This window comes from bacterium (genome assembly GCA_016699995.1).
Lineage (GTDB): Bacteria > Patescibacteriota > Doudnabacteria > UBA920 > UBA920 > UBA920.
On record CP064996.1, the window covers coordinates 169639 to 194325 of the forward strand.

The window sequence follows — 24687 nt, forward strand, 5'->3', positions numbered from 1 at the left end:
ATAAAGGCGGTGTTTGTTTTATTATCTTTGACTTTTTTTCTTAAATGTAATAATATGCGAGGTAATCAAATCGAAAAGGAGGTTAACGCAAATGGGTCGGAAACGAACCAAGGCTCAGCAAAAAAGATTTTTGGCAAAGCAGGCCGAGCATAAGAGAAAGATATGGAGAGTTCAGAGTATTCTGGGAAATCTAACCGGCTATAATACCGAGCAGCGATTTTTGGCTGCGTTCGAGAATTTGGATGTAGACCGATCCGCTTTTCCGGAATGGTATGTCGGTATACAAAAGACATCCATTCACCTAGACAAGGCCGGTGTCGATTTCATTATCATGACCGATTGTGGAGGATTTAATCTGCAGGTTAAAAGCTCCGAGCTCAGGGCCATGGAATTTGCCAGCAAAGGCAGGAATAAGCACATTCCTGTATTGGCTATCTTGAAGAAAGATACTCCGGAATTTATTCGCTATCAGGTATTCAATATCATCAGCGAATTACGGGAGCAAAGGCTGCAAAAACGCAGAGACCGTCGAAAACATCAGAAGGAAAATAAGAAGCTTCGAACACAGGCTAAGCAATTGGCAGCGGAGGCTGTGGTCTTAGAAGTTGCTAAGACCGCATTTTTTGAACAAACACCGTTGTGACAACGGTGTTTTTATTTGGTGAATTTCAGTAGCTTCGCAACTTAATCATTTTCAAATTTTAGCTTATCGATAAATACGTCAAAAGTTACTGGGTCTAAGCTGGGATTTTTGGCAATTACGTAAAATTCGCTAGGGTTATCGGCTGAGTATCTTATGTCGATAAGCGTGTGCTGTCCGCTACGCCATAGCGGTTGATTGGGGAAATTGGGAACATTCGTTTTCTTTTTTATTTCATACATTACAGCAGCGTGGGAGCCTACAGTTAGTTGTTCCCGTTTGAGGATGTCGACTGTCGTCAGGGTTAAAAAGGAACTAGCTCTAAAATGGCGGATAAAAATCTGTGACTTTTCTAGATTATCCGGTGAGGCCATTTTTGGATCGTATATATTAATGCTTTCATTTGCCTGTATATATTCAATTTCCCAATCTGCTGGGATTAAGCCTGTAAATTTATATATGGAGTTATAAGAAGAGAAGTTGATTGTTTTATCTGCTTGCTGGTCTTGATCTCTATGGGCTTCATTGTTTGCTTGAACATCGGCATTAGCTGTTTGCTGGTCGCTGCTTGGAGTGGCGTTGCCGCATCCGGCAGCTGTGAGGGAAATTGCAAAGACGATTAGTATGAGTTTTTTCATGGCTATTTTATCTTAATTAATTTACCGCGGCGCTTAACAATATTTTTATAGTCCCATTGAATGGCTTTGGATTTTTATATAACTAAGCATAACAAAAAACAACTGCTATTAACAGATGCTTTTTGCTAGGGTCGCGTAATGAAAGATGTGGTAGCTAGGTTTAGGGTTTATACCTAATGATAGTGGATTGGAAATACTGCTCTTGAAATTTAACTTGTTCAGTAATTTCCTCATCTGTGAATGTATTACCAAGAGGGGTAACGATCAATTTATCATCATTGTCATCGGTTCTATGTATGATTGCTATGCACTTGCCAGTAAATTCTTCGAGTGGTTGGTCGACTCCTAGAACATACGCATCTAATTCTTCCCCATCAGCTGCTAGCGTGTTTGGTACATATCCATAATTTACGGGATAATAAAAATCATATTTAGGATGTTTGGACCCCAAAGGCCTGTCCATTAGCACTTTGATTTTTTTGCCTAAATAATTGATCGCCTCTGTCATATGTGTAATATAACAAAAAACCGCCCATAAGGCGATCTATTGCTGGGGTGAGTGACGGGTTACGATCCCGCTGCCTCCGCTGCCACAGAGCGGCGCTCTACCGATTGAGCTACACCCACCATAATTATTAATTTTGCTCTTGCTAAAATAAAAACCCTGCACAGGTTTACCTTACGGCAATGTGAAGAGTCACTTATCTGCTGTGCCAGATAGGATTAATAAATCCGCTACAATTGTAGCGGATTTTTGCTTTGTAGTCAATTGTTCAACGAGATGTTTTAAAATCCTAAAAGTCCGCCTATGCCGCCAATAATCCCACCGAAGCCGCCGCTGCCTGAACCGCTCCCGCCGCCGTTAGTAGAACCGCCGGTGCTGCCCGAGTTTCCTGCAGTACCTGTCCCACTAGAACCCCCGCTAGCAACACCAGACCCGCCTGTGTTTACAGGAGGGTTGGTTGCGGTTTGTGGTGTGGGAGGTGTTGTGGGCTGGCTAGGGTTTAAGTTGAGATTTAGAATTGGCTTTGGCCCTGGTTTAGACTTCGGCTGTGGAGTACTGCTACTGTTTTTTGGCTCGGTGCTCCTACTAGGCTCGGCTTTGGTTTCGGTTTTCGCTCCTTCGACTTTGCCTTGATCTTTGTTAGATGTGCCCTTGGACGAATCTTTTTGCTTGATGTATTTGTGCAGTAAAACGTCGATCTGCTTAGCCTTATCCTTTTGTCCTTTGTCTAAGTAAGTTTGCTTGATTTTAGTTAGCACTTCAACTGCGTTCTTTGCGTCGGATTTAAGCTTGGACTTAACTTTAGCTTCGTATTGTTGCTGCCTCGATTCTGCGGCAGTACTAGGGTTAGTACCAGTCGCCGGCTGTGGGTTTGTCGTGTCCGTGCTTAGCAGCGCGTCTAGGTTTATTTCTACTGTCGCTTTAGCAGAGGGATCCTTATGTTCGGACTGGTTTTCTTTCTCAATTCGAAGCTCTTCCGATAAACGCGCCTCTTCTAGACGGCGTTCGGCGAAATTCATTTCGAGTAGTATGCGAGCTTCTTCATCCGGAGCAGTTAATAGCTGCAACTCTTCTACTTGTCTCTTTACTCCGTAAAGCTTATCACCTGGCTGCGCGTCTGCGGAAGCCGCTGTGGAGCCGGCTATGAATATCAGCAGTACCAAGGGCACCATCACATAGGGCATCATAAAGAAGCGCTTGAGCTTTTCCAGAAAGGAATCGTTTTTCTTTGCAGGCTCGTCGGTGGTCTGCGCGCCCAAGTTAGAAAAGATCTTATCCTTTACTCTCAGCTTTGCAGATTCGGAAAGCATGTTCTGCTCGCTCCGGGTTATCTTCTTATAAAAGTTTTTTAAATCGTTGTTCATTGCTTTAATTATTCTCACTATATATTGTTTGAGGGGACTGATACAAGCTGCTCCTTATAAAGTTTTTGGAGCTGTTTCACTGCGCGATGTTGCCACACTCTGACAGTAATACTCTCTCGTCCCAAAATTCGAGCTGTTTCGGCCACGGAAAAATCCTGGAAGAATCTTAACTCTATTACTTCCTTAAAATGGGGAGGTAATTTATCCACCGTTTCGCGGACAATGTATTTTTCAAGTCCTCGGCTCGCATTAGCGGCAGGGTCATCTTCACCTGCGATGTCGCGGGCTTCATCGATCGAGACGGCTTTCGGTTCGCGATAGATTTTGCGGTAATAATCATTGATCGTGTTCGTCGCGACTTTATAAAGCCACGCCGAAAAATTAAGGTCCTTCAGATCCAAGCTCTTACAGCCTTTCCAGGCTTTCAAGAATACATCTTGCAAGATATCCTCGGCTTGTTCGACATTGCCGGAAACCTTGATGCGTATAAAAGCGTAGATGCGCTGAGCAAATTCGTCGTAGAGGGCCGAAAATGCGGCCTGATCGCCCGACTGAGTCTGCCTGACAAGTTCTATTATTCTCTCTTGGTCAGAGTTCATACTTCAGCAATATTTTAATCGTTATATAGATGAAAATGTTTCATACTTTATTTTAGCATTTTAAAAAATATATAAAACATAGGAAAAGGTACTTATAAAAAACCCCTTTATATTAAAAGGATTTTTGCCAAAAAAATCAACATTTATGAAACATCGCTACCTATCTAAACGATGTATCTGGCACGAGGGATGGAATAATAAAAAATATTAAGAAAATAAAGCAAGAAAGGAATTTTATGTTTAAGAAAACATTTGCTTCTCTTATTGCCGTCGCAGCTATGGTTGTGCTGGTGACTCCTTCACTGGCCTTGGCCCACGGTGATAAAAACCGTGATCGCGGCGACAATGATCGCAATCGCAATCGTGCCGAAGTTCGTGCACAAAATACAAACCAGTTTGGAGTCCGTGTCTTTGACAATAATCAAAAGAACGGCAACCACGATAAAAAGCGAGGGGATCATAACAAGCGGGGTAACGGTCTAATGCTTGGCCTGCTCTATGCAGGCACAGTTACAGCAGAGTCTAGCACCGGGTTTACTATCAAAACTCGTGACGACTCATCCTTCACCGTAAATGCTACTGGAGCAACAGTAATCGAGATTCCGCGAACTACCCGCGCCTTAGCCGACATTGATGTAAACGACAGAGTCTTCATTACAGGTACAAAGTCTGGCAGTACCATTACGGCAAGCGTAATCTACTTTATGCCGGAGAATATTAAACCGGCAACAGCCAAGGGTACAGTAACTACAGTCAGCGCTGCTGCTAACGGCGGTGCAACCGTGACCGTGGAAAATAAAGATGGTCAGACTGCAACTGTAAACATTACCGAAGATACACAGATTAAAACTGCCGATAATGAGGCAGGAGCAGTATCCGACGTTCAAGTCGGAACCAAAGTAAAACTCTTTGGTCTTTGGGATAGCGTCTTAAATGTCTTCAATGCCATTAAAGTACGCATCATCTAAAAGTCGATTCTAGAGGTACCGAAAAGCCCCATGTTGTATTGGGGCTTTCGGTGCGATTATTCGTCGTCGCTGGTATATTTTTTAGAAATATAGAATGGGCTGCTGTTGGAGGAAATTTTCTTGAGCGAAGCTGGGGCCGGTTTACGGCCGCGTTCATACTCTGAATATTTCTTCCTCTTTCCAAAATCTCGCTTGTTTCGTTTGTCAGATGCTGACCGCGTTGGTCGGTTAGCTGATTGTCCACTTGGTTGGTATCCAGATGGACGACCAGCTGATCGGCCTGCGCGGTTATTATTTTGTCTGGTAAAAGTCGGTCTCGAATCGCTCTCGCCTTTTTGAAGATTTTCTAGTGCAGGGGTCTTGGATACGGGCAAGGTTTTGCGGATCAATCGTTCTATGGTGGTAACATCTCGGCGTTGATCATGGGTCGCAAAAGAAATGGCGTGTCCGGTGGACTTGGCTCGGCCAGTGCGTCCTATACGATGAACATAATCTTCGGCATGATCAGGCAGGTCGTAATTTACTACTAACTGAATACCAGTAACGTCAATACCCCGGGCTGCGATGTCGGTTGCTACTAAAACTCTGTATTTGCCCAATTTGAATCCATTTAGAGCATCGAGTCTCTGGTTAAGAGATCTGTCGGAATGAATTTCCGTTGCAGTCACATGGTAGTTGCGAATGTCTCTAGCAATTTTCTTTGCCCCGTGCTTTGTGCGGGAAAAGACTAGAACGCTGCCGTTATATTGGTCCAAAATTTTCTTTAGCATCGGGCCTTTGTCTTTGCGTTCTAAGAAAAAGATTTCTTGAGATACAGAATTAACAGCGCTGCCGGCTGGGGCTACTTCTACGCGCAGCGGCATCATCATATATGAGTTCGCAATCTTAACAATGCTGTCCGGCATGGTTGCAGAGAAGAGCAGTGTTTGGCGCTTTTTAGGGATGGTCTCTAAAATCTTTTTGATTTGAGGAGCGAATCCCATGTCGAGCATGCGGTCTGCTTCGTCCAAAACTAGAATATCAGTAGAAGAAAGATTTACTGTTTTCTGTTCAATGTGGTCGATCAAGCGCCCTGGGGTAGCAATAATGATATGCGGACGGGCTTTTAACGCGCGCAGCTGACGGCCCATTGCCTCGCCGCCAATGAGAATGGCTGTTTTCAATCCTAATGGCCCGCCAATCTTTTTAAGTGAATCATTTACCTGAAGTGCTAGTTCTCGAGTAGGTAAAACAACTAAGCCGCGGCTTTTGCCGCCGCTTTGGGCCAGGCGCTGGATCATAGGAATGCCGAAGGCAAAAGTCTTCCCTGTTCCGGTCTGAGCGATTCCCATCAAGTCTTTGCCGGTTATAGCAGAGGGGATGGATTGCATTTGAATCGGGGTTGGGGTAACTATTTTATTGTTGCGCAGTATATCGAGCAGCTTGGGTGCTATGCCGAGATTATCGAATCCATTGCTATTTGTGGTTTGTAACATACAGCTATTATAGCAAGGATAAGGTATAATGGCACTATACTACTTGCTTTGTGAAGTTGTTCATGGTAAGCTTGGTAGTCAATTTGAAGGAGGGTTATGACTGAACAAAAGACTAAAATCGATTTGCTCATAGAGCAATTGCAAAAGAATGATTTCGATCCGGATCCGGAAATCTCCCCCCAGCTGGCCGAGATTATCCAATATTTTATAGTGGTGGAATCTCTGGTGCCGGTAAGCTATGCACCACAGTTGAGGTTCATGCCTCCGTACATGTATCCGAAGCTGCGAAAGTTTATCGATATATGGGAAATGGAAGAAGCTAAGCATGGCGAAGTGCTGAGGTTGTATCTGCAAAAACACGACTATTACGTCCCGCCTGTTAGCAAAAAAAATCTCACTTGGAGTTACCTGTATGGTTTTATCGGCACAATTTTGCTGGCATGGCCGTTATGGTTTATTTCTGTAGGGGTTTATCTGGTTATTGGCGGCGCTAATGAAGCTACTACCTCGGCCGGCTACTGGGCCCTGATGAAGAGAGTGGAGAATTACCCTTTACTTCGACAAATTATCGCGGCTATTCAGGCAGAAGAAGTTCGGCATCTGGATTTTTACACCAAAACTGCGCCCAGCTTTTTGGGTACGGGTTTGCGTCGTCGCTTGGCAGAGTACGCGCTTAAAAAAAATTGGAAGCCGATTGGCTCCCGTCACGGTGACAGTGCCAAGCTCGTCAACTTGCTTCTTGGTCCAGACACTGAGCTTAGTTTTTATACTAGGCTGCGCTCATATCTGGCTCGGGTAGATGTCTCAATGCCGAATGTAAGCGACTTCGTTGTTGATGCAATTCAAAAGCTCAAATCTGATCCATCAGAAACTATATAAACGGTTCTATTAGAACCGTTTTTTATTTTGAAAAGCTGTAACTTTTGCACTTGTGCCCCGATATATATAGTGGCGCTAATTATGCGCTTTTTGGTAACGATTATTTATAGAATTTAGTTAAACAATTTCCAACCCGGGAAAAGTTTGGTAAATTTAAATCTAAAGGATCAATTTTTATGAAATTCAAACAAATACTCAATATATGTTTATTGGTAGTGGTGGCTCTGGGATTTACTATCGGCGCCAGTGTCCAGACTGCCCGAGCGCAAGTTACTGTTTTTCGAACTATAGTGTTCCCGGTAATTGGGGCAGTTAGCTACTATGACGATTTCGGTGCACCGCGCAGCGGAGGCCGAAGCCATGAGGGTAATGACCTGATGGGTAAAAAGATGCTCCCTTTGGTGGCGGCTGTAGATGGAACTGTCACGAATGTCAATTATCCGGAAGCTGACTGGGGATACGCGGTGACCATTCGTGATAGCGATGGTTATACTTATCATTACTTGCACATCAATAATGACAATCCAGGCACCGACGATGGTAAGGGTGACGGGAAGAACGCTTATGCGCCCGACATTCAAGAAGGAAATAAAGTAGTAAAGGGGCAGCTCATTGGTTATATGGGTGACAGTGGTAATGCCGAAACCACTACAGCTCACCTTCACTTTGAGATCCGCGCCCCTGGCCGCGAACCTTTTAGCCCTTATGAGAGCCTAAAGGCGGCAACCAAAATTACCACCCCTGTAACTAATTATCCCGCCCAGCAAAACGAAATTTTACCCTACGAAAGCTTTAAAGGCGGAGCTAATATCGCTACCGGGAATATAGATAGCGATAGTGATTTGGAAATAGCAACCGGCGCCGGTGCAACCGGTGGCCCTCTCGTTAAGCTTTTTGACAAAGACGGCACAGCTAAAGGCGCATGGTATGCCTACGGAGAAACTTTCCGCGGTGGCGTTGATGTTGCCATGGGCGATGTAGATAAAGATGGACAGGTTGAGGTTATTACTGCGGCGGGTCCTGGCGGCGGACCTCACATTAGAATATTTAAAGCCAATGGAACTGTGTTAAAAGAGTTTTTTGCTTACGATACTAAATTCCGCGGTGGCGTACATGTTGCCAGTGCAGATGTAAACAATGATGGCGCTGCAGATATTATTACTGGAGCAGGTCCTGGCGGCGGACCTCATGTAAAAGTTTTCTCGGGGGCAGACCTGACTTTAATTAAAGAATTTTTGGCCTATGACGGAAAGTTTCGCGGAGGGGTAGATGTAGCAGCTGCTAAAACTGCCAGCAATACCGGAGCGGTCATTACCAGCCCATTAGCCGGTGGCGGCCCACATATTAAGATTTTCAATATTGATGGTACCGTGGCGCGGGAATTCTTTGCTTACGACGGCAACTTTAATCTTGGAGTTAGGGTTAGCGCTGGGACATTAGGTTCATCCGGTATCCGTTTAGCCGTTGTACCTGCCACTGGAGGCGGCCCACATATGAAAACATTTAACATTAGCGACGGAGTGGTTCAAAATAGCGGCTTATACGGTTTCGAATCCTGGTGGCGCGGCGGTTATGATGTAGCGTTCTTGGATAGCCGAATGCTAATGAGCGCAATGGATGGACGCAGGGCTAGCTTGAGGTCTATTAATTTATCTTCCTCATCCGGCGGTAGTGGATCCGGAGGTAGTGGCTCCGGTGGCTCTGGCAGCGGCGGTTCCGGCGGGGGATGGTGGTGGAACAACTAAATAACTTAAAACCGGCTTGCGAGCCGGTTTTTTGAAATTGCAAAGCGTTTAATGCAGGCGGATATGGTCTGTGTAATATTTCATATCGGCATCAGTTTTTTTGTGAGGGTTAAAGATATTTAACGGATCGTAAATCTGCTTTACTTCTTTGAATACTTCATAAATTTTAGATCCAAACATGTGCTCTAAGAACGGACCGCGTACTAACCCGTCGTTGTGCTCTGCCGTCATAGATCCCTTATACTTGAGAACCAGGTCGAATACTTCGTTGCTAAACCAGACTAATTGTTTGCGATGCTCAGGTATAGAAAGGTCTACCAGCGGGACGATATGGAAATTAGCATCGCCCGCATGGCCAGCTAAAGTCGAAATAAAGTCTGGATATTTGGCCATAATAGCGTCCAGTTGGGGAATGAAGGTTGGTAATTGCTCTGGATGCACGACAATATCTTCGATAAATGGCGCGCTTATTTTGCGGGCATTATGCTTGCGCAGCAAATTATAGCTCTCGCGCCGGATCCCCCAATACTTCTGGGATTCTTCAAAATTGGTGCTCAGGCGGGCATGAAGATTGAAATGTTGGTCTATGTTATGCGCTGCCTCTTGTGCTTTGCGATCGGCTTCTTCCTGAGTGCTGCCGGTGAACTCTGCCAACAAAACTAGTTTTGGCAAATCGCCTTTAATCCAAAGCCATAGGTCTGGCAAGAATTGCCTAATGAGTTTCCAGGTAGAACCTTTCATGCGACGGATAATTTCGGGCCAGTATTTAATTGCCAGCTTAAAGGTATGGTCGTCGAACATTTCAAAGCTCTCCGGACCCAGATCGTTTACATGGTTGATGATCTCGCCAAGCAGTTTAAGTTCGTGCAAATAAAACACTACTAATTGCCGGCCTCGCTCCAAAGGCACCAGTTTCCACTTGATGTTAGTAATAATGCCCAGCGTGCCCTGTGATCCGACAAACAATTTTGTGAGGTCGAAAGTTTTGCCGTCCCACACATCCCAAAGGAGGTATCCTGAGGAATTTTTGGAGGTAGTGGGCTTTGCATCCTCTATAGCGCGGTAGTTATCCTGAATGAGCTGATAGGTTTTGCGGTACAATTCGCCTTCAAAATTTTGCTGAGCCATTTTTGCTTGTAGCTCAGCTTCGCTTAAAGGCTTTATATGATATTCGTTGCCGTCTGCCAAGACCACATCTAGCTCCGCTACATAATTAGCGGCTTGGCCGTATTTAAAAGTTTTCTCACCGCCGCAGTTATTGCCGACCATGCCGCCAACAGCGCACCAGGCTTTAGAGACAGGGTAGGCTGGCATGATCACATTTTTTGCAATTAGCTTTGGTTCCAGATCGGCGAATTTTACACCCGGTTGCGTTTCGACCGATTGTTCGGACAAATTCGCGATTTTATTTAGGTGCTCGGCAACGTCAATGATAATGGAATCATTAATGCTGCCACCGGTCATGTCGGTGCCGCCGGCTCGCACAGTTAAGGAAATCTCGGGGGAGTGAGGCTTTGAGGAGGCCGCGAATCTTACCAAAGTTTTAATGTCTTCGCTGTCCAGCGGGGATACCACTACTTGCGGGTGAATTTCAAAAATACTCGCATCGCGAGAATATTTTTCTAAATCTGCTTCTTCGGTTGTTATTTTGCCTTTAAACTTTTGTTTCAAGACGGCCAGATCATAAGATCGTTCCATACTTCTATTATATCAATAAAACGCAATAAAAAAAGAGCGAACCATTCGCTCTTAGCCTTCTTGTTCCTGATTCTGCTTGGCGGCCCATTCCATAAGTTGTCGGAGCAATTCCTCCGGTGATACGCCCAAAGTATAGGCGAGCTTAAGCCCGTTGATTATCAGCTGTTTGGGAGCTTGTCTAATCCTGTTTCCTAAAAAATTTCCCGAATGTTCCGTGTCTTCCACGACTGCAGCCAATTCGCTGTTGGCCTTTACGATGTCTCCTGCAATTTTGGAAACATGGAGGAGGACGTGCCGGGTTTCAAAATTGACCCGGTCATCAATACTGTCGCCAATAACCTGGCTGTAATTTTCGGGTTTGAATTCCCAATTTTCATTAACCAAATCATAAACGGCCGAAAAACTCACTGCATCGGATGTTGTATTCATTATAGCCTCCTCAATCTTTGCCTCTAGTCTAGCCTGTTTATGCCTTGATGTCTAATGATTGTCATTTTGTCAGTATTGGTTGACAAAATCGGTAAATATGATATAATTGATAACAAGTTAATACTTGCGGTGGGAAAGTATTTTTTTATTTCCCGAATATTTATTTTAGAGTTGATATGGCGCCTAAGCATTTAAAAACCAAGAGCCCGTTAACTATTGGAGAAAAGTTTACCCAATGGGTCGGGTCACCAACTTCTATAGCTGTACACACTGTGTTGTTTGCGGCGGCTTTTGCGTTTGTGTTATTTGGTGTAGATTTAAACACTGTGTTGTTAATTTTAACAACCGCTGTTTCCTTAGAAGCAATCTATTTAGCTTTGTTCATTCAGATGTCTGTTAACAAGAATACTCAGAGCTTGGCGGATGTAGAAGAAGATATCGAAGAGATCGCGGAAGACGTAGAAGAGATCGAAAAGGATATTGATGAAATCCAGGAAGACGTGGAAGAAATGCAAGAAGATGTAGAGGGGATCGAAAAGGATATTGATGAGATTCAGGAGGACGTAGAAGAGATCGAAAAAGATGATGAAGAAGATGATCTCCATGATGCGGCTACCATGAAGACGTTAACCGAACTGCAAGGCCATGTCCAAAAGATCATGGAAGAAATTCAGAATTTAAAAGAGCAAAAGAAATAAAAAAGCCCGGAAACTATTTCCGGGTTTTGTTTAATTTTCCGCGCCGTCGGCAGCTTATTCAGAGATTTTGCTGACCAGCGATATCTCGCCAATGGTTTTTTCTGGGTTGTTATCCTTTTTTGTCATTACTGCTACGGCATTGTTAGAGCCCAAAGGGTAGACGCAACCGCCAGATATGCCACTTTCTATATAAATTGTAAAAGCTTTTTTAGCACCCATCTTGTAGTTGCCATCCTCATTCTTTACGTCGGTGTTGATGATTTTGCCGGGCTGGACCAGGGCTCTGGTGCTGCCTGGACTGCCAACTATTACAATATCATCGCCGATTTTGAATTCGTAAGGGTCTAAGACGTACTTCTTTGCATCGAACTTTTCCTTAGTCGTAAGGATCGCATAATCTTGTTCAGTTTTGCTGTGCCAGGCTAGTTTAGCAGGCGTCTCATTGACGTAAATCTGTTCTTCATCTAGCCATGGTCCCATCACGCCATGAAAGGCTGTTAAAAATACTCCAGGCTCGATCTCGCATCCGGAACTTTGGTATTTGCCGGCTTTTACTTCGACGTGCTTTTTCTTGTATTGCTTTATATCCTGCTCGGGAATATCGGCAAGAGCTATTTTCGGAGGCTGAGTGAGATAAAAAACTTCGGGAAAAAAAGATTTAATCCAAAAAAATGTCAATGTGCAAAAGAGCACACCGCCGAGGAATGTTAACGCGTATTTCATATTCAGCCTCCTTTTTTATTTCAGTGTATCATACGCAAAAAAGTTTGGCATAACTAGAGTAGGGGGTGATACAAAAAACGCGGCACGTTATGGCCGCGTTTTAACAACTATTTACTGGCAATTTGCTGCCGCCATAAAGCGGAGTAAAGGCCATTCCTTTTAAGCAGCTCGTCATGAGTGCCTTGTTCAACTAATTGACCCTTTTCCAACACATAAATTGTGTCAGCATGAATAACTGTAGAAAGACGATGAGCGATAAGTATGCGTATCAAATGAGGGTGGGTCTTTTCTATTTCTTTAATGGTCGTGGTGATTGATTCTTCGGTTATGGAATCGAGGCTCGAGGTTGCTTCGTCAAAGATCAAAATATCCGGGTTTCGCAGTAAAGCCCGGGCAATCGCTAAGCGTTGCTTTTCTCCGCCAGAAAGCTTTAGTCCGCCTTCGCCGATCTTAGTATCTAAGCCTTTTTCACCACGCTCTATTAAACTAGTGGCGCTAGCTGCCTTAAGTGCGTCTATTGCTTCGATGTCTGTAGCGTCGGGGCGAACGAACAAGAGATTTTCACGAATAGTGCCGGCAAACAACTGTGTTTCCTGGGCTACCAGGCCAATACGATTGCGTAGGGCGATAAGGTCGATTTCTTCGCCGGAGATATCGTTGAATTTAACTTTACCGGCGGTAGGGTGGTACAGTCCAACGATTAATTTAACCGTAGTGCTTTTGCCGCTGCCGCTTGGCCCTACAAATGCAACGGTTTTTCCGGCTTCGATATTAAGGTCAATGTTTTGCAGCGCGTCGTCAGTTCCCGACTGGTAACCGAAAGAAACTTTTTCGAAGGAAATAGATTTTATATCTGTGATCGGTTTTGGATTAGAAGCATGCTTCTCTCTGTTTTGTTTTAGAATTTCATCAAGCTTTTCTAGACTGGCTCTGGTTTCTTGGTAGCTGGTGGAAACATCGCCAAGCATGGATAATGGATTGAAAATGAAGAAGGAGTAGAATAGCAAGCTAAAGAATTCACCTAAAGTAATTTGGCGGGTATATATCAGCCAAAGCATTAGCAGCATGATGCCCATGCGCATCGCGTTGATTAATGTTCCCTGGATAAAGCTGTAGGCGCGGATCAGGCGCACCTTTTTGAGCTCTAAAGCAAGTATCTTTTCGTTGGTTTTGTTGAGACGGTTAATTTCTTGCTGTTCCAGGCCAAGACTTTTTACTAATTCCACATTGCGTAGGGTTTCTGTCGTGCTTCCGGCTAAAGCCTGGGTCTCTGTTACTATCTCTGTCTGGGCCGTTTTGATTCTTCCGGTAATCCAGAAAGTAATAATCCCAAGTGCTGGCATGGTGAGGAGATAAACCAACCCGATGCTCCAGTGGACGATGAAGGCATAAATCAATACAAACACCACACCGACGAGGGTAAAGAACAGAATATTGATAGACAAGCCAATGAGCTTTTGCGCGTCGTTGCGAGCAGCCTGCAGTTTGGATAAAAATTCGCCGCTGCGCTGGTCCTCGAATACCGCGAAAGGTAGCGAGAAGGAGTGGGTAACGCTGTCATTGTACATGCGCGCGCCCAGTCTTTGTGTAATTACGTTGGTGTAGTAGTCTTGAAAGCTTTTTGCAACTCGCGAGACGAAAGCCACTCCCATTGTGGCAAGCAGTAAAAGACCGACTCCCTCTAAATATTCTCGTGCAGTTAGTTCTGCAAACCGGTTGGCATAACGGTCGATTAAGATTCGGAAGATTTGCGGATCTAGTAGGGAAAAAATCTGATTGATGGCGGCCAGAAAAAGCGCGCCAGCAACCAAGCCTTTATAATTTTTCAAATAATTTATAAGTAGCTTCATAGTGTAAGTATTGACAGATTTAATTTAGACAGTTATTATAGCAAGTATTTTGATGGTAGAGGAGGCAATATGCTAGGGAAACTACTCTGTTTTTTCGGTTTGCATAAAATTGACCAAGAGCCGATGTCCAAGGAGTTGCTTCGTTCAGAAGGGAGTGATGTACTCTTTTGGACCAGGGCTATCCAGAAAGGCCTGTCGCGGTGTACCCGGAGAGATTGCAATTTCCATACCAAGGTATATCGTACCGGGTTATGCGGCGCTGGCGGTTCGGCAGGGAAATGGAAGCAGTTGTTTGCGGACAAAGAAAAGTATATCGATTCTTTGCCGGTATTATAGATTAAGAGACTTTTTCAAGTCTCTTTTTAATTTCTATTAAAAATCTTATCGAAACGCCAAAGCGATAGACGAAATCATTTACTTACAATAATAACCTGCTTATCGGTCAGGTCGACTTTATGCTCGGTATGCGACCAGTTGCCGTTGCTATTATAAAGCGTTTCGTATGTGTAGAAGTAGTCTTTACCGCGTCGAGTGCCAGGGTCATTGGTAATGAAGCCGTTGGTATTAAACCCTTTAATAACAAGCATGTGGTAAATTGGGCCTGGTGGGGTAAAGTTTGGGTTGCCAAGCATCTGGCCGTTGGCAGGCAAGATTACCAATTTGTCGTCAGTTAAAGCCCGTTTAATGGCTTCTTCGGACATATCGACCAGCTCTGCTTTTAGGTCAAAAGCTTCCCTGAGCATTTTAACCATTTCGCTATTGTTGATGCTTAAGTAGTAACCGTAATTATCTGTCTGCCACTGGGTGAGTTCGCTGATTTTAGTTTCTACGTAACTTGCTGGCAGGGAAGCGATGTCGTTAAAATATGCATACGCCATTATGGCAGAGGCTTCTTCGCAAGCTTCGTTGTGCAGCTCGTCCCAGTTGGCCGTTGGTGCCTGAGGTGTAAACGGAACATCTAAAGCCAGAGTGGGAGGGATTGGCTTAATGGGCTCAGGTTGGGGTACCGGCTTTTCTTCGACCATGGTACTGGTTGCTGGCTGCTGTACCTGCCAGCTTGCTTCCTCGCGGTTGTATAAATTTTTATTAATGAGATATCCAATACCGAACAATAGCATTATTGTTACAACAATGAGCAATGGTTTTCTATGCGATTGTTGCGGTCTGGTAATCATGGCTATAAAATATCTGACTTTTGAATGGATATGAATTCTCCCGGGGCCAAGTCTGGTGGCATAGTGTATTTGTTGATCCTTACACGCTTGAGGTTATGTACGCCCAGGCCAACGCTGTTAAACATTCTTCGCACCTGGCGCTTTTTGCCTTCGTGGATAGTGATGTAAATTTTCCCGGAGCGCACCTTAACTTTTGCTTCGCGGGTTAAGCCGGTCGGAAGATCTACGCCATTCTTCAGTCTTTCCAGTTGGACTGGTTTTGGTTCGGTGTCCGGAATGACTTCGTATTCTTTTTCGTGCTCGTAACGGGGGTGGGCGAGTTGTTCGGTAAGGTCGCCGTCGTTGGTAAGAATCAATAATCCTTCGGTTTCAAAATCGAGACGGCCAATGTTGTGAACCTTGGTTCGAATATCTTCCGGCAAGAAAGAAAAAATTGTTTTTCGTCCCTGAGGATCACGCTTGCTGACTACTGTGTTCCTTGGTTTATTTATCGCTATATACAGCTTTTCTGTTACAGGTTGGACCAATTTTCCGTAAACTTTGACTTCGTCTTTACTGGGATCGACCTTATCTCCTAATTTGGCCTTGCGCCCGTTAATAGAAACCTGGCCAGATTTAATAAACTCCTCGGCCTTGCGGCGAGAAGCAACCCCAGCTTCGCTAATGAATTTTTGGACTCGTTCTAGCATTACTTCTATATTATGTGCTTCAATTATAGCTGTTATAGCTTGAAATTTCTAGTTAAATATGGTACGATTGTGTTCATGCACCCGTAGCTCAGCTGGATAGAGCGTCCGCTTGCGGAGCGGGAGGTCATAGGTTCGAATCCTGTCGGGTGCACCACGAAAACGCCGTTAGGCGTTTTTTTATTGACATAAAGGTTTAATTAGTATACTATCGGTAGTTGAGAAGGAGGACTTATGCTTAATTTTGTTAGAACTCTGATAGATAATTTTGCACTGACGGTTTGGGGTGTGATCGTCATATTTTTGTTTTTCTTTTTTTTGTTCGGCGGATATTTTTTTCAAAATAGTACAGCCGCGGCAAATGAGGTTAAGAAACTTAATTTTAGCAACGTCGAGGTGGTAAACACTCATTGGATGGCAGCATCGTTCTGGTGGTGCAATCGAGGCGATATCGTACGGTACGATTTAGTCGCTACGGACCAAGCTGGAAAACGAACCAATATGTACGTCTGTCAATCCATAGGCGGCAGTTACCAGATTACCGTGGAGTAATCTAAAAATGCAGTTGCAGGAGCAACTGTTTTTTATTGATTTATTAAAGAAATAGTCTTTGTTATACTGAATTTATAGAGATATACATGCTATGAAAATAATTGTGATAGCAAAAACAGCAGCAAGAGAAGACAAGATTGAATCCATCACCCAGCCTGCTTTACGGCTAAGCGATTATAAGCCTCAAACGCCAGTTTATAAGGTATGGGTAAAAGCCTTGCCTGTCCACGGAAAATCAAACGTGGCCATTTCTAAACTTTTAGCCAATCATTTTAAAGTTAATGCGTCTCGGGTCCGTTTGGTAGCCGGGCGCGCGAGTAAACAAAAATTATTTGATATCGACATTGATAGCTAGAGTAAAAATCAGGTTCCAGATATAAAAATTCTTAAAACAAAAAATCAAGCAATGGAAAAAAGTAAAAAAACATCGAGCTATTGGAGCCTTTCCGTACAGGACACGACAGAACTCTTGGTTACCGATATCACAGACGGACTTTCGGAAGAGGAAGCTGCTGCGCGTTTGCAGAAGTATGGCCGCAACGCCATTGAGCATGGCAGGCATTTGAGTAAATTGAGAATAGTGCTCAATCAGTTTAAGAGCCCCTTGATTATAGTCTTATTGATTGCCGGGGTGGTGACTTTGCTCATAGGCCATTACAAGGATTCTATTTTTATATTCATCGCCGCCGTTGTTAATACTATTTTAGGATTCTATCAGGAAAACAAAGCGGAGAATGCTTTAGCAAAACTGAAAACTTATCTCAAGCAAGAGGCTCGGGTAATGCGCAATGGCGAAGAAAAGCAGATCGATGCCAAGGACGTAGTAGTAGGGGATATTATGTTGCTGTCGCAGGGCGACCGCGTCCAAGGAGATGGCCGCATTGTTTTTGTTAATGATTTTCAGGTAGATGAAGCTGTGTTAACAGGCGAGTCGTTGCCTGTTACTAAATCGGCCGAACCCGTTGCGTTCTCCGCAAGCATTTCCGACCAAGATTCGATGGTGTTTGCAGGAACGTTGGTTACTCAGGGGTATGCAACTGTTATTGTGACCGATACCGGTTTGCAGACAGAGCTGGGAAAGATCTCTTCATTGCTCGCAATTTCCAGTTCTGAGCAGACACCGTTGCAAAAAGCGGTATATAAATTTAGTATCTATTCGAGCATAATTTTGGGCCTCCTTACATTGGTAGTTTTTGTTGTCGGCATATTGGTCGGTTACTCGCCTTTGGATATGTTTTTAACGTCTGTGGCGATTGCTGTATCTGCAATACCAGAAGGCTTACCAGTTTCTATGACTGTGATATTGGCGGTTGGGGTGGAGCGTATGGCTCGACGCAAAGGAGTGGTTCGTAAATTAGTGGCTGCCGAAGCGCTGGGCGGAACCACGGTAATATTAACTGATAAAACCGGTACTTTGACGATGGCGAAGATGGTGATGTCGCAGCTGATCTCTGTTGCAGTACCGGCAAAAAAATTATTAAGTTATGCTCTGAGCAATGCAAATGCGATAGTGGAGAATCCGGAGGACGCGCCAGAAAAATGGCGTATAGATGGGAGGATTATGGAAGCAGCTCTAGTGCGCGCTGCAGCGTCGGAGGGTATGAGTTACAAGCAAATTCTATCTAAGCGCAAGGTGCTGCAGAGTTGGCCTTTCAATTCCTCTCAAAAATACTCAGCTACATTGATCAAAGATGGCGGCAGAATTCTGTTAATCGTATTAGGGGCCCCAGATGTCTTAATCCATTATTCACAAGCAACCGCCAAGCAGAAAAAGCAGTTAACAGAACAGATAAGCAGCCTGGCTTTTTCTGGAGAGAGGGTACTAGGCTTGGCAAGCAAAGAGATCAGCGATAAGGAGCAATTAGAATTGCTCAAGAAGCTGACTCTTAACAATCTTAGCTTTGACGGCCTGATTACGTTTAAGGATCCTATTCGTCCGGGTATTAAGTCGGCTATTGCGAGGGTAGCGAGAGCCGGGGTTAAAACCGTCATTCTTACAGGGGATCATCAAGGTACTGCAGTTGCGGTTGCAGAGGAGATAGGTCTGGAAATGAAAGAAGGCTCTGTTTTGGATGCAAGTGAGTTAACTGGGCTTAAAAAGCAACAGCTGCAAAAAAGGCTGCCGTATCTAAAGGTAATTTCTCGGGTGACTCCATTCGATAAATTGCAGATAGCGAAGCTCTTACAGGAGTCCGGAGAAGTGGTAGCTATGACCGGGGATGGAATTAACGACGCGCCCAGCATCAAGCAGGCTAACGTGGGCATAGCAATGGGTTCTGGTACAGAGGTGGCGCAGAGCGTGGCGGATTTGGTGCTGTTGGATGATAATTTTGAGACGATAGTGGCGGCCATTGAAGAGGGTCGACAGATAATCGGCAATATTCGCAAAGTGCTCGTGTACTTGCTCTCGAATGTTACAGACGGGCTGATTCTTATAGGCAGCTCTTTACTGCTAGGCTTGCCCTTGCCTTTAAATGCCTTGCAAATTTTATGGGTCAATTTTTTTGCCGACAGTTTTCCGGCTGTGGCTTTTGCCTTTGAAAAAGATGGGGATCATTTATCGGTACCTCCGCGCAACCCCAACGCTGGCTTGTTCGATCCGCTTATGAAGTTTTTGATAATCGTTATAGGGTTCTCTACAAGCGCTCTATTATCTGTATTATATTTCGTGTTGACCCGAGCAGGATTAGAAGCGGAATTGGTAAGGACTTTCATTTTCGCCGCCTTCGGAACGTATACTTTGATTCTGGCTTTCTCGGTGCGCAGCTTGGAGCAAAGTATTTTTTCTTACCCGCTGCTGTCGAATAAATATCTCAATAGCGGGGTTTTGATAGGATTCGTGCTTATGGCAGCGGCTATCTATCTCCCTCCGCTGCAAAACCTGTTCGGTACAAAATCACTTTCGGCTGTATGGATAGGAGGAGTGCTAATGGTCGGAATACTGAATATATTGCTGATTGAATTGGCGAAGTATTTTTTCCGCCGAAGAAGGTAGTGACGAATTCACAGTTTTTTTGTTAAAATACCTTGGTATATGGCTCCGTAGCTCAGTTGGATAGAGCAGGGGACTTCTAAGCCCAAGGTCACTGGTTCGATCCCAGTCGGAGCCACCAGAATAAAAAACACGCCATGAGGCGTGCTTTTTGTTTGATTATTAGTTTTGCGTCTTAATGTGTTCGATTACTTCTTCTGCTGTTTTGTATTCGTACAACTCGGCACGGAGTTCTGCGGCGTTATCAAAGCCATGTATGTAGGCTTTAAAGTGGCGCTTCATGACGTCGAATGGTTTTAGTCCAGTAAAGATTTTCCCGTACAGTTCTACATGTTCCAGCAGGGCTTGCAGCTTTTGAGGCTTGGTTATTTGTAAAGATTCTGGTTTGCCGGCGCGTACAGATTCCTTTTCTGTAAATAGCCAGGGGTTTCCAAAAATTGCCCGGCCGAGCATTACGCCATCGCAGCCGCTGTCTTGCGCTCGCGCCGCGGCTTGGGTTAAATTCTCAACATCGCCATTACCGATAATGCGAGGCCGGTTTTGGTTAGTTGTATTGTCGTGGATGAATTTTACAATCTCCGGCATCAGTTCCCAGTGCGCCGGGACTTTAGACATCTCTTTGCGAGTGCGCAAATGTACGCCGATCGCAGCAGGTTCGGCCTCCAGTAATTTTTTTATCCAGCTTTCCCAATCTATTACGGTGTCACCAATGCGGATTTTTACCGAGATAGGAACATCGCGTAGCTCTTCGATGTTTTTCAAATTCTTCATGGCATCCTCGTAAGTTTGGCCTTCTTCTGCTGCCCAACCGAGTTTAGAAGCAATGACTATTTCTTTGGCTAAATCCGGCGTGCGGTACAAAGCTGCGCAAGAGCCGCCTTTTATAATATTCTTATCAGGGCAACCCATGTTAATATCCATGCCGTCAAAGCCAAGCTTGCGGCACAATTTCGCAGTTTCAAAGTACTTTTCTGGTTTCGTTCCAAACACTTGCGCGACAATAGGATGCTCAGTCTCGGAAAACTGTAGATGATGCAGGAGCTTTTCGCGGCCGGCGCTCATCAGCCCGTCGGTAGAAGTGAATTCGGTATAAAAGACATCCGGTTTGCCATATTTGGCAATGATAATTCGAAAAGCCGCGTCCGTGACATCGTACATAGGCGCGAGCGCGAAAAACGGTTTAGGTAAATTTTTCCAAAAATTATTCATCAATCGTTGATAGTGATTCTATACCAAGACAGTTTACCTTAAAATGGCAAATAAAAAAAGCAGCTGGAGAGCTGCTATGAGTTTAGTTGTACCTTATGAACATTCCTCCCACAAATGAATTTTTAGGGAAGTGTCCGGAATGGTAATTAAGCACTCGTGTGTATTCAAACATCGGCCCGATGCAGATTTTGTCAAATCTATAGCCGGCGGCAACCTCTGTATTAAAGAGACTGCGTCCTCCGGAGATTACGGCGCCAGTGTCGAAGATCAGCTGTGTCTTGTTTTCCCAAATAGTACTCTTGTAATTTACTTCGCTTGCTAAGCCGCTGGCCCAGGTAAATCCTGGGTGAAACCTTTCCGTTGCAGGAGAGTGTAGATCGTAGATATAGGGCCGGTTGCGAAAGCCATTGCCGAGCGGGAAATAATAGTCCACTCGCGAGTAAGGTTTAAGCTGGTATTGTTCCTTATGGAATTTTTTCGACACTTCGATGCCAGTTCGTCCGAGGCTACGGAAGCCGGTAAATGTAAATTCCAAATCGCCGGTGATGGCAGATTTGTCGGTTATCTTTTGCGAGGCTTCGGCACGGAAGTTGAAGTATTGGTCGTTATGCGAGCGTTTGGTTGTAAACCCGGCTGTGGTTTCTAGAGTGTATTCTCTGGTAGTAGAGAAGTTTTTGAAACGGGCTCTGTAAGCGTTAACGGGCGACTCAATGAGTTCTGCTTTGTTGCCGGTTTCCACTTTGGATCTAAACGAGGCTTCCCAGCCAAATTTCCACTCCCGCTTAAGAGACTCGGAATGGGGAGGTGGAGCAGCAGAGAATTCGCTTTGAGCAAAACAGGTGATGGTTGAAATCAAGATTAGCAAAAAACTACACAGAACGGCGGGTGCTTTCATTTTTTCCTCCTGGGGTTTGGGTAAAACTAGGCTTTATTATATCCCTCTTGTAAATTTGCGCAAGTAAAAAAGCGCCTAGCGGCGCCTAATTTATAGTAGATTATTTTTTATTATGGAATTTTTTATGGACCTCTCTTAATTGCTGGTTAGTAACGTGGGTATAGATTTGAGTAGTAGTAATGGAGGCATGTCCTAGTAAAGTCTGAACACTGCGAATGTCTGCACCATTTTGGAGGAGATCGGTAGCAAAAGAATGGCGGAAGGTATGCGGAGTTACTTTGTGCATTATTCCGGCCAGTCCAGCATATTTTTTTACTAAACGCTGCACACTGCGCGCAGTTAAGCCTGGTACGGCATCGCGTCCGCCGCCGATGCTTTCCATTTGCTTTTCGACGGTATTGCCGATCTTGGAATGACTTACGAACAAGGCAGGGTTATTGTCATGGCGCTTGATAAGGTACATTTGAATAGCTCGAATCGCCTCCGGTGACATGAATACCAAGCGCAGCTTGTCGCCTTTGCCGCGGACGGTGAATTCGCCGCTATCAAAGTTTAACTGTTTTATTTTTAGCTGGACTAGTTCAGAAATACGCACCCCACTAGAGAAGAGGAGTTCCAAGATGGCTTTGTCGCGCAAACGCGCTACTTCTAGCTCTTCGTGCTTGGTTGCGTCTTTGATGCGTTGCACTTCGTCATTGCTCATAACTGGCACTTCCCGTGAGGGTGTTTTGGCTAATTCGATTTTTTCGGCCGAAAGGGTGTCGATGTCTCGCTTGGCTAAATACTTTAAAAAAGCCCTAACAGCGATTACATGATAGTTTTGGGTGACCGATTTTAAGGCTCTGCCGGTGCGTTCATCTGTAAGCCGGTTCAAAAAGAGGCGATAGGAGCGCACGGTATCTAAAGTTATCTGCTCAGGCTTAGCAATACCATTTTCGTGGCAGAAAGCTGAAAAGCGCACCAAGTAATGATGGTAGTTTTGAATAGTCAGACGAGACTTATTTTTTTCAATTTCGCAGTATTCTAAGAACTCTTGAATATGCCTATCGATGTTGGATAGGGGATGGGGCTTCTTGTCCTGCTTTTTGGTCGTAGTTTCGTTACTGTTTCTCTGTTTTTTTATGCCATTGGCCATGGGTTTTTTGATTTTGGTTTCTTATCGGCAACCTTTATCTATATTATACCACCATTCCTATCCGCGTCGCAAAATATTCGATTGTACGACAGAACTAAAATGATTAGTAAATTTTAAAAAAATCATGAGTTTGTTATGATTAATTTATGAACAGCGAGATAAATAGAATTCCGGGAGATGTTGATGCAGCCATATCAAATGAGACCGCTCAGGAGTCCAAGGTAGAGCAGAACAGGGACGTAATAGAGTTTTTTAACCTGCCCTTTGCAGACGAGGAGGTTGCTGCGAGTTGGGATTCTTTTTCACGCCTCAGAGAATCTGCCATTCCTCCCGTTAAGAATTTGTACACTAAAGATTTTGAAAATTGTTCTTTTAAGATAGATGTAAAGAATTTTGGCGACGTGGAGATGATATGTTTTTATTTGCAGGATAAATTTGGAGATAAGCCTGCTGAGTTTGTTTTTGATAAAGACCATGGTGCCAGCAGTTCTTGGAATATACAGCATCGGTGGATAGACAGTACTAATAGAATAGTTAGCGGTACAGACTTTTTAAAAAAGGTGGAAGATTATATGCAGAAGCTGGATAATCTTGGCTATCGCCGCGTCACTCAATATACAGAAGAAAGCGCTCAACCTAATGTTACAAAGTGGTTGTTAAAGAATGGATATGAATTTACAGATAAAAGCAGTGCCGAACAGTATCAGAATATTATAGATCACCCAGATAATTATACGCTCATTAAAATTGATAATGGCGATGATATCACCAAGGAAGAATTCATTTTCCAAAAATCCGCTTTAGAAGAAGAGCCTTTAAGATCAGCATTGGCCAATAAAAATCCAGACGGCTCAGTTAGTTTCCGCTATAAGGAAATGCTCAAACTGCCAGGTTTCATCAATTTAAAACTAGAAAAAAACCTAACCCAAGAACCAGAAATAGAGGCTTGATTTATTTACGAAAAGTGATATAATTAACAAGTAATTAACCTACGCGCTGGAATATACTGCCGGCGTCGTGCAAAGGATCAAAGTATATGTTAACAAAGAAAGAAAAGGACGCGCTCATTAAGAAGTTCCAGGTTCACAAAGATGATACTGGCTCTCCGGAAGTTCAGATCGCTATTCTGACCAAAGAAATCGATCAGGTTAGCGAACACTTAAAGTTGCACCGCAAAGACAATCACTCTCGCCGCGGCTTGCTTAAAATGGTAGGAAATCGCCGCCGTTTGCTTCGCTACTTAAAGGGTGAAGATGAAAAGCGCTACGATAAGATTACTGATAAGCTTAAATTGAAGAAAGCTGTAAATTAATTTTAATATAGACCCCAGCTTTGGCGCTGCTTACTGGCGCTCGAGTTGGGGTTTAATAGCATATGGTGAATATAGAAGATATTGCGTGGGATCCCGAAGAGTTCGAAAAAACTTGGATTGCAACCGCAGAGAAAATTGTAAAAGAGCTAATGGCTAACGCGGAGATTCAGGGTGTTAAGGATCAGGTCCGTACTAAAGGTCATGTCACTGCAGAGGATCGCGACGTGTTTATAACTAAGGTGAATGAGATTAAAAATCACATCATCGAGGAGGCTTACGGCGCTCCTGGCTCGGAAACTTATCTGCAATTCGTGCATTCTTGGCAGCATTGGCTTAAGCTCAAAGGCAAAGATCGCCCGAAAGGCGAAAATATGTTCGAAGACAACATCAACCATTTACTGTATGGCAGCACTCCGGATCCGGATTTGTTTTTGCGCGACTTTAACATATATACCGACATTAAGTAATTATTAACCGTCTTTTAAAATTGATTGGCCGAGAAGGTTCCCAAGGTTTTGTT

26 protein-coding genes and 3 tRNA genes are annotated in these 24687 nt (G+C 44.2%); 14 read left to right on the forward strand and 15 right to left on the reverse strand.

The genetic code is table 11. The features are described from left to right. The first annotated feature begins 91 nt into the window (after positions 1-91). The gene (locus tag IPM19_00810; GenBank protein QQS23095.1) at positions 92-643 is read left to right on the forward strand and encodes a hypothetical protein; all 552 of its coding nucleotides are present in this window, start codon (positions 92-94) and stop codon (positions 641-643) included. 41 nt (positions 644-684) lie between these two features. Here the strand turns inward: IPM19_00810 and IPM19_00815 are convergent, their stop codons facing one another. The 5 genes from IPM19_00815 to IPM19_00835 all read right to left on the reverse strand — a co-directional run bounded on the left by IPM19_00815 (position 685) and on the right by IPM19_00835 (position 3746). Continuing rightward, positions 685-1278 (reverse strand): hypothetical protein, encoded by a 594-nt coding sequence (locus IPM19_00815; GenBank protein ID QQS23096.1) that lies wholly within the window; start codon positions 1276-1278, stop codon positions 685-687. 160 nt (positions 1279-1438) lie between these two features. Next, positions 1439-1786, reverse strand: a complete 348-nt coding sequence (locus tag IPM19_00820) for an inorganic diphosphatase (protein ID QQS23097.1) — start codon at positions 1784-1786, stop codon at positions 1439-1441. 43 nt (positions 1787-1829) lie between these two features. Beyond that, positions 1830-1905, reverse strand: a tRNA-His gene (locus IPM19_00825). 159 nt (positions 1906-2064) lie between these two features. After that, positions 2065-3147 (reverse strand): hypothetical protein, encoded by a 1083-nt coding sequence (locus IPM19_00830; protein ID QQS23098.1) that lies wholly within the window; start codon positions 3145-3147, stop codon positions 2065-2067. Positions 3148-3164: 17 nt separating this feature from the next. Then, positions 3165-3746 (reverse strand): sigma-70 family RNA polymerase sigma factor, encoded by a 582-nt coding sequence (locus IPM19_00835; protein QQS23099.1) that lies wholly within the window; start codon positions 3744-3746, stop codon positions 3165-3167. A gap of 236 nt (positions 3747-3982) precedes the next feature. On the opposite strand from IPM19_00835, the gene IPM19_00840 reads away from it, so the two are divergent. After that, positions 3983-4714 (forward strand): hypothetical protein, encoded by a 732-nt coding sequence (locus IPM19_00840; GenBank protein ID QQS23100.1) that lies wholly within the window; start codon positions 3983-3985, stop codon positions 4712-4714. Between the two features lie 56 nt (positions 4715-4770). Here IPM19_00840 and IPM19_00845 read toward each other — a convergent pair whose 3' ends face one another. Next, a complete protein-coding gene (locus IPM19_00845; protein QQS23101.1) occupies positions 4771-6189 on the reverse strand; it encodes a DEAD/DEAH box helicase in 1419 nt (472 codons plus the stop codon). A gap of 96 nt (positions 6190-6285) precedes the next feature. Between IPM19_00845 and IPM19_00850 the strand changes: the two genes are divergently transcribed. Both IPM19_00850 and IPM19_00855 read left to right on the forward strand, forming a co-directional pair. Beyond that, positions 6286-7068 carry a ferritin-like domain-containing protein gene (locus IPM19_00850; GenBank protein QQS23102.1) on the forward strand — a complete coding sequence of 261 codons (783 nt, stop codon included), beginning with the start codon at positions 6286-6288 and terminating at the stop codon, positions 7066-7068. Between the two features lie 176 nt (positions 7069-7244). Beyond that, on the forward strand, positions 7245-8813 hold the full coding sequence (locus IPM19_00855; protein ID QQS23103.1) for a VCBS repeat domain-containing M23 family metallopeptidase: 1569 nt from the start codon (positions 7245-7247) through the stop codon (positions 8811-8813). A gap of 48 nt (positions 8814-8861) precedes the next feature. Here IPM19_00855 and IPM19_00860 read toward each other — a convergent pair whose 3' ends face one another. Then, positions 8862-10511: an FAD-binding oxidoreductase gene (locus IPM19_00860; protein ID QQS23104.1), complete on the reverse strand. Its 1650-nt coding sequence runs from the start codon at positions 10509-10511 to the stop codon at positions 8862-8864. A gap of 51 nt (positions 10512-10562) precedes the next feature. Beyond that, a complete protein-coding gene (locus tag IPM19_00865; GenBank protein ID QQS23105.1) occupies positions 10563-10940 on the reverse strand; it encodes a hypothetical protein in 378 nt (125 codons plus the stop codon). Between the two features lie 176 nt (positions 10941-11116). Between IPM19_00865 and IPM19_00870 the strand changes: the two genes are divergently transcribed. After that, positions 11117-11638, forward strand: coding sequence for a DUF677 domain-containing protein (locus IPM19_00870; GenBank protein QQS23106.1), 522 nt, complete (start codon positions 11117-11119; stop codon positions 11636-11638). A 54-nt stretch (positions 11639-11692) separates the two neighbouring features. Here the strand turns inward: IPM19_00870 and IPM19_00875 are convergent, their stop codons facing one another. Together IPM19_00875 and IPM19_00880 are read right to left on the reverse strand one after the other, a co-directional pair. Then, positions 11693-12361 carry a hypothetical protein gene (locus tag IPM19_00875; GenBank protein ID QQS23107.1) on the reverse strand — a complete coding sequence of 223 codons (669 nt, stop codon included), beginning with the start codon at positions 12359-12361 and terminating at the stop codon, positions 11693-11695. Between the two features lie 107 nt (positions 12362-12468). Continuing rightward, the gene (locus tag IPM19_00880; protein ID QQS23108.1) at positions 12469-14211 is read right to left on the reverse strand and encodes an ABC transporter ATP-binding protein; all 1743 of its coding nucleotides are present in this window, start codon (positions 14209-14211) and stop codon (positions 12469-12471) included. A gap of 69 nt (positions 14212-14280) precedes the next feature. Between IPM19_00880 and IPM19_00885 the strand changes: the two genes are divergently transcribed. Further along, positions 14281-14547 carry a hypothetical protein gene (locus tag IPM19_00885; protein ID QQS23109.1) on the forward strand — a complete coding sequence of 89 codons (267 nt, stop codon included), beginning with the start codon at positions 14281-14283 and terminating at the stop codon, positions 14545-14547. 74 nt (positions 14548-14621) lie between these two features. On the opposite strand, the gene IPM19_00890 is transcribed toward IPM19_00885, so the two are convergent. Together IPM19_00890 and IPM19_00895 are read right to left on the reverse strand one after the other, a co-directional pair. Next, the gene (locus tag IPM19_00890) at positions 14622-15386 is read right to left on the reverse strand and encodes a C39 family peptidase (protein QQS23110.1); all 765 of its coding nucleotides are present in this window, start codon (positions 15384-15386) and stop codon (positions 14622-14624) included. Between the two features lie 2 nt (positions 15387-15388). After that, the gene (locus tag IPM19_00895; protein ID QQS23111.1) at positions 15389-16075 is read right to left on the reverse strand and encodes an rRNA pseudouridine synthase; all 687 of its coding nucleotides are present in this window, start codon (positions 16073-16075) and stop codon (positions 15389-15391) included. A 77-nt stretch (positions 16076-16152) separates the two neighbouring features. Here IPM19_00895 and IPM19_00900 point away from each other — a divergent pair. From IPM19_00900 to IPM19_00920, 5 genes are all read left to right on the forward strand, one after another. Further along, positions 16153-16229 (forward strand) — tRNA-Arg (locus IPM19_00900). A gap of 77 nt (positions 16230-16306) precedes the next feature. Next, a complete protein-coding gene (locus IPM19_00905) occupies positions 16307-16624 on the forward strand; it encodes a hypothetical protein (protein QQS23112.1) in 318 nt (105 codons plus the stop codon). A gap of 91 nt (positions 16625-16715) precedes the next feature. Continuing rightward, positions 16716-16979 carry a DUF167 domain-containing protein gene (locus IPM19_00910; protein QQS23113.1) on the forward strand — a complete coding sequence of 88 codons (264 nt, stop codon included), beginning with the start codon at positions 16716-16718 and terminating at the stop codon, positions 16977-16979. Positions 16980-17030: 51 nt separating this feature from the next. Further along, a complete protein-coding gene (locus IPM19_00915) occupies positions 17031-19619 on the forward strand; it encodes an HAD-IC family P-type ATPase (protein ID QQS23114.1) in 2589 nt (862 codons plus the stop codon). Positions 19620-19660: 41 nt separating this feature from the next. Then, positions 19661-19737 (forward strand) — tRNA-Arg (locus IPM19_00920). A 41-nt stretch (positions 19738-19778) separates the two neighbouring features. On the opposite strand, the gene IPM19_00925 is transcribed toward IPM19_00920, so the two are convergent. From IPM19_00925 to IPM19_00935, 3 genes are all read right to left on the reverse strand, one after another. Next, positions 19779-20825, reverse strand: coding sequence for a tRNA-dihydrouridine synthase (locus IPM19_00925; protein QQS23115.1), 1047 nt, complete (start codon positions 20823-20825; stop codon positions 19779-19781). 82 nt (positions 20826-20907) lie between these two features. Continuing rightward, positions 20908-21720: a hypothetical protein gene (locus IPM19_00930; GenBank protein ID QQS23116.1), complete on the reverse strand. Its 813-nt coding sequence runs from the start codon at positions 21718-21720 to the stop codon at positions 20908-20910. Between the two features lie 100 nt (positions 21721-21820). Then, positions 21821-22855 carry a tyrosine-type recombinase/integrase gene (locus IPM19_00935; protein ID QQS23117.1) on the reverse strand — a complete coding sequence of 345 codons (1035 nt, stop codon included), beginning with the start codon at positions 22853-22855 and terminating at the stop codon, positions 21821-21823. Positions 22856-23001: 146 nt separating this feature from the next. On the opposite strand from IPM19_00935, the gene IPM19_00940 reads away from it, so the two are divergent. From IPM19_00940 to IPM19_00950, 3 genes are all read left to right on the forward strand, one after another. Next, positions 23002-23805, forward strand: coding sequence for a hypothetical protein (locus IPM19_00940; protein ID QQS23118.1), 804 nt, complete (start codon positions 23002-23004; stop codon positions 23803-23805). A gap of 86 nt (positions 23806-23891) precedes the next feature. Next, positions 23892-24167: a 30S ribosomal protein S15 gene (rpsO, locus tag IPM19_00945; GenBank protein ID QQS23119.1), complete on the forward strand. Its 276-nt coding sequence runs from the start codon at positions 23892-23894 to the stop codon at positions 24165-24167. Between the two features lie 62 nt (positions 24168-24229). Next, entirely contained in the window at positions 24230-24634 is a 405-nt protein-coding gene (locus IPM19_00950) for a hypothetical protein (protein QQS23120.1), read from the forward strand. Positions 24635-24687 lie beyond the last annotated feature (53 nt).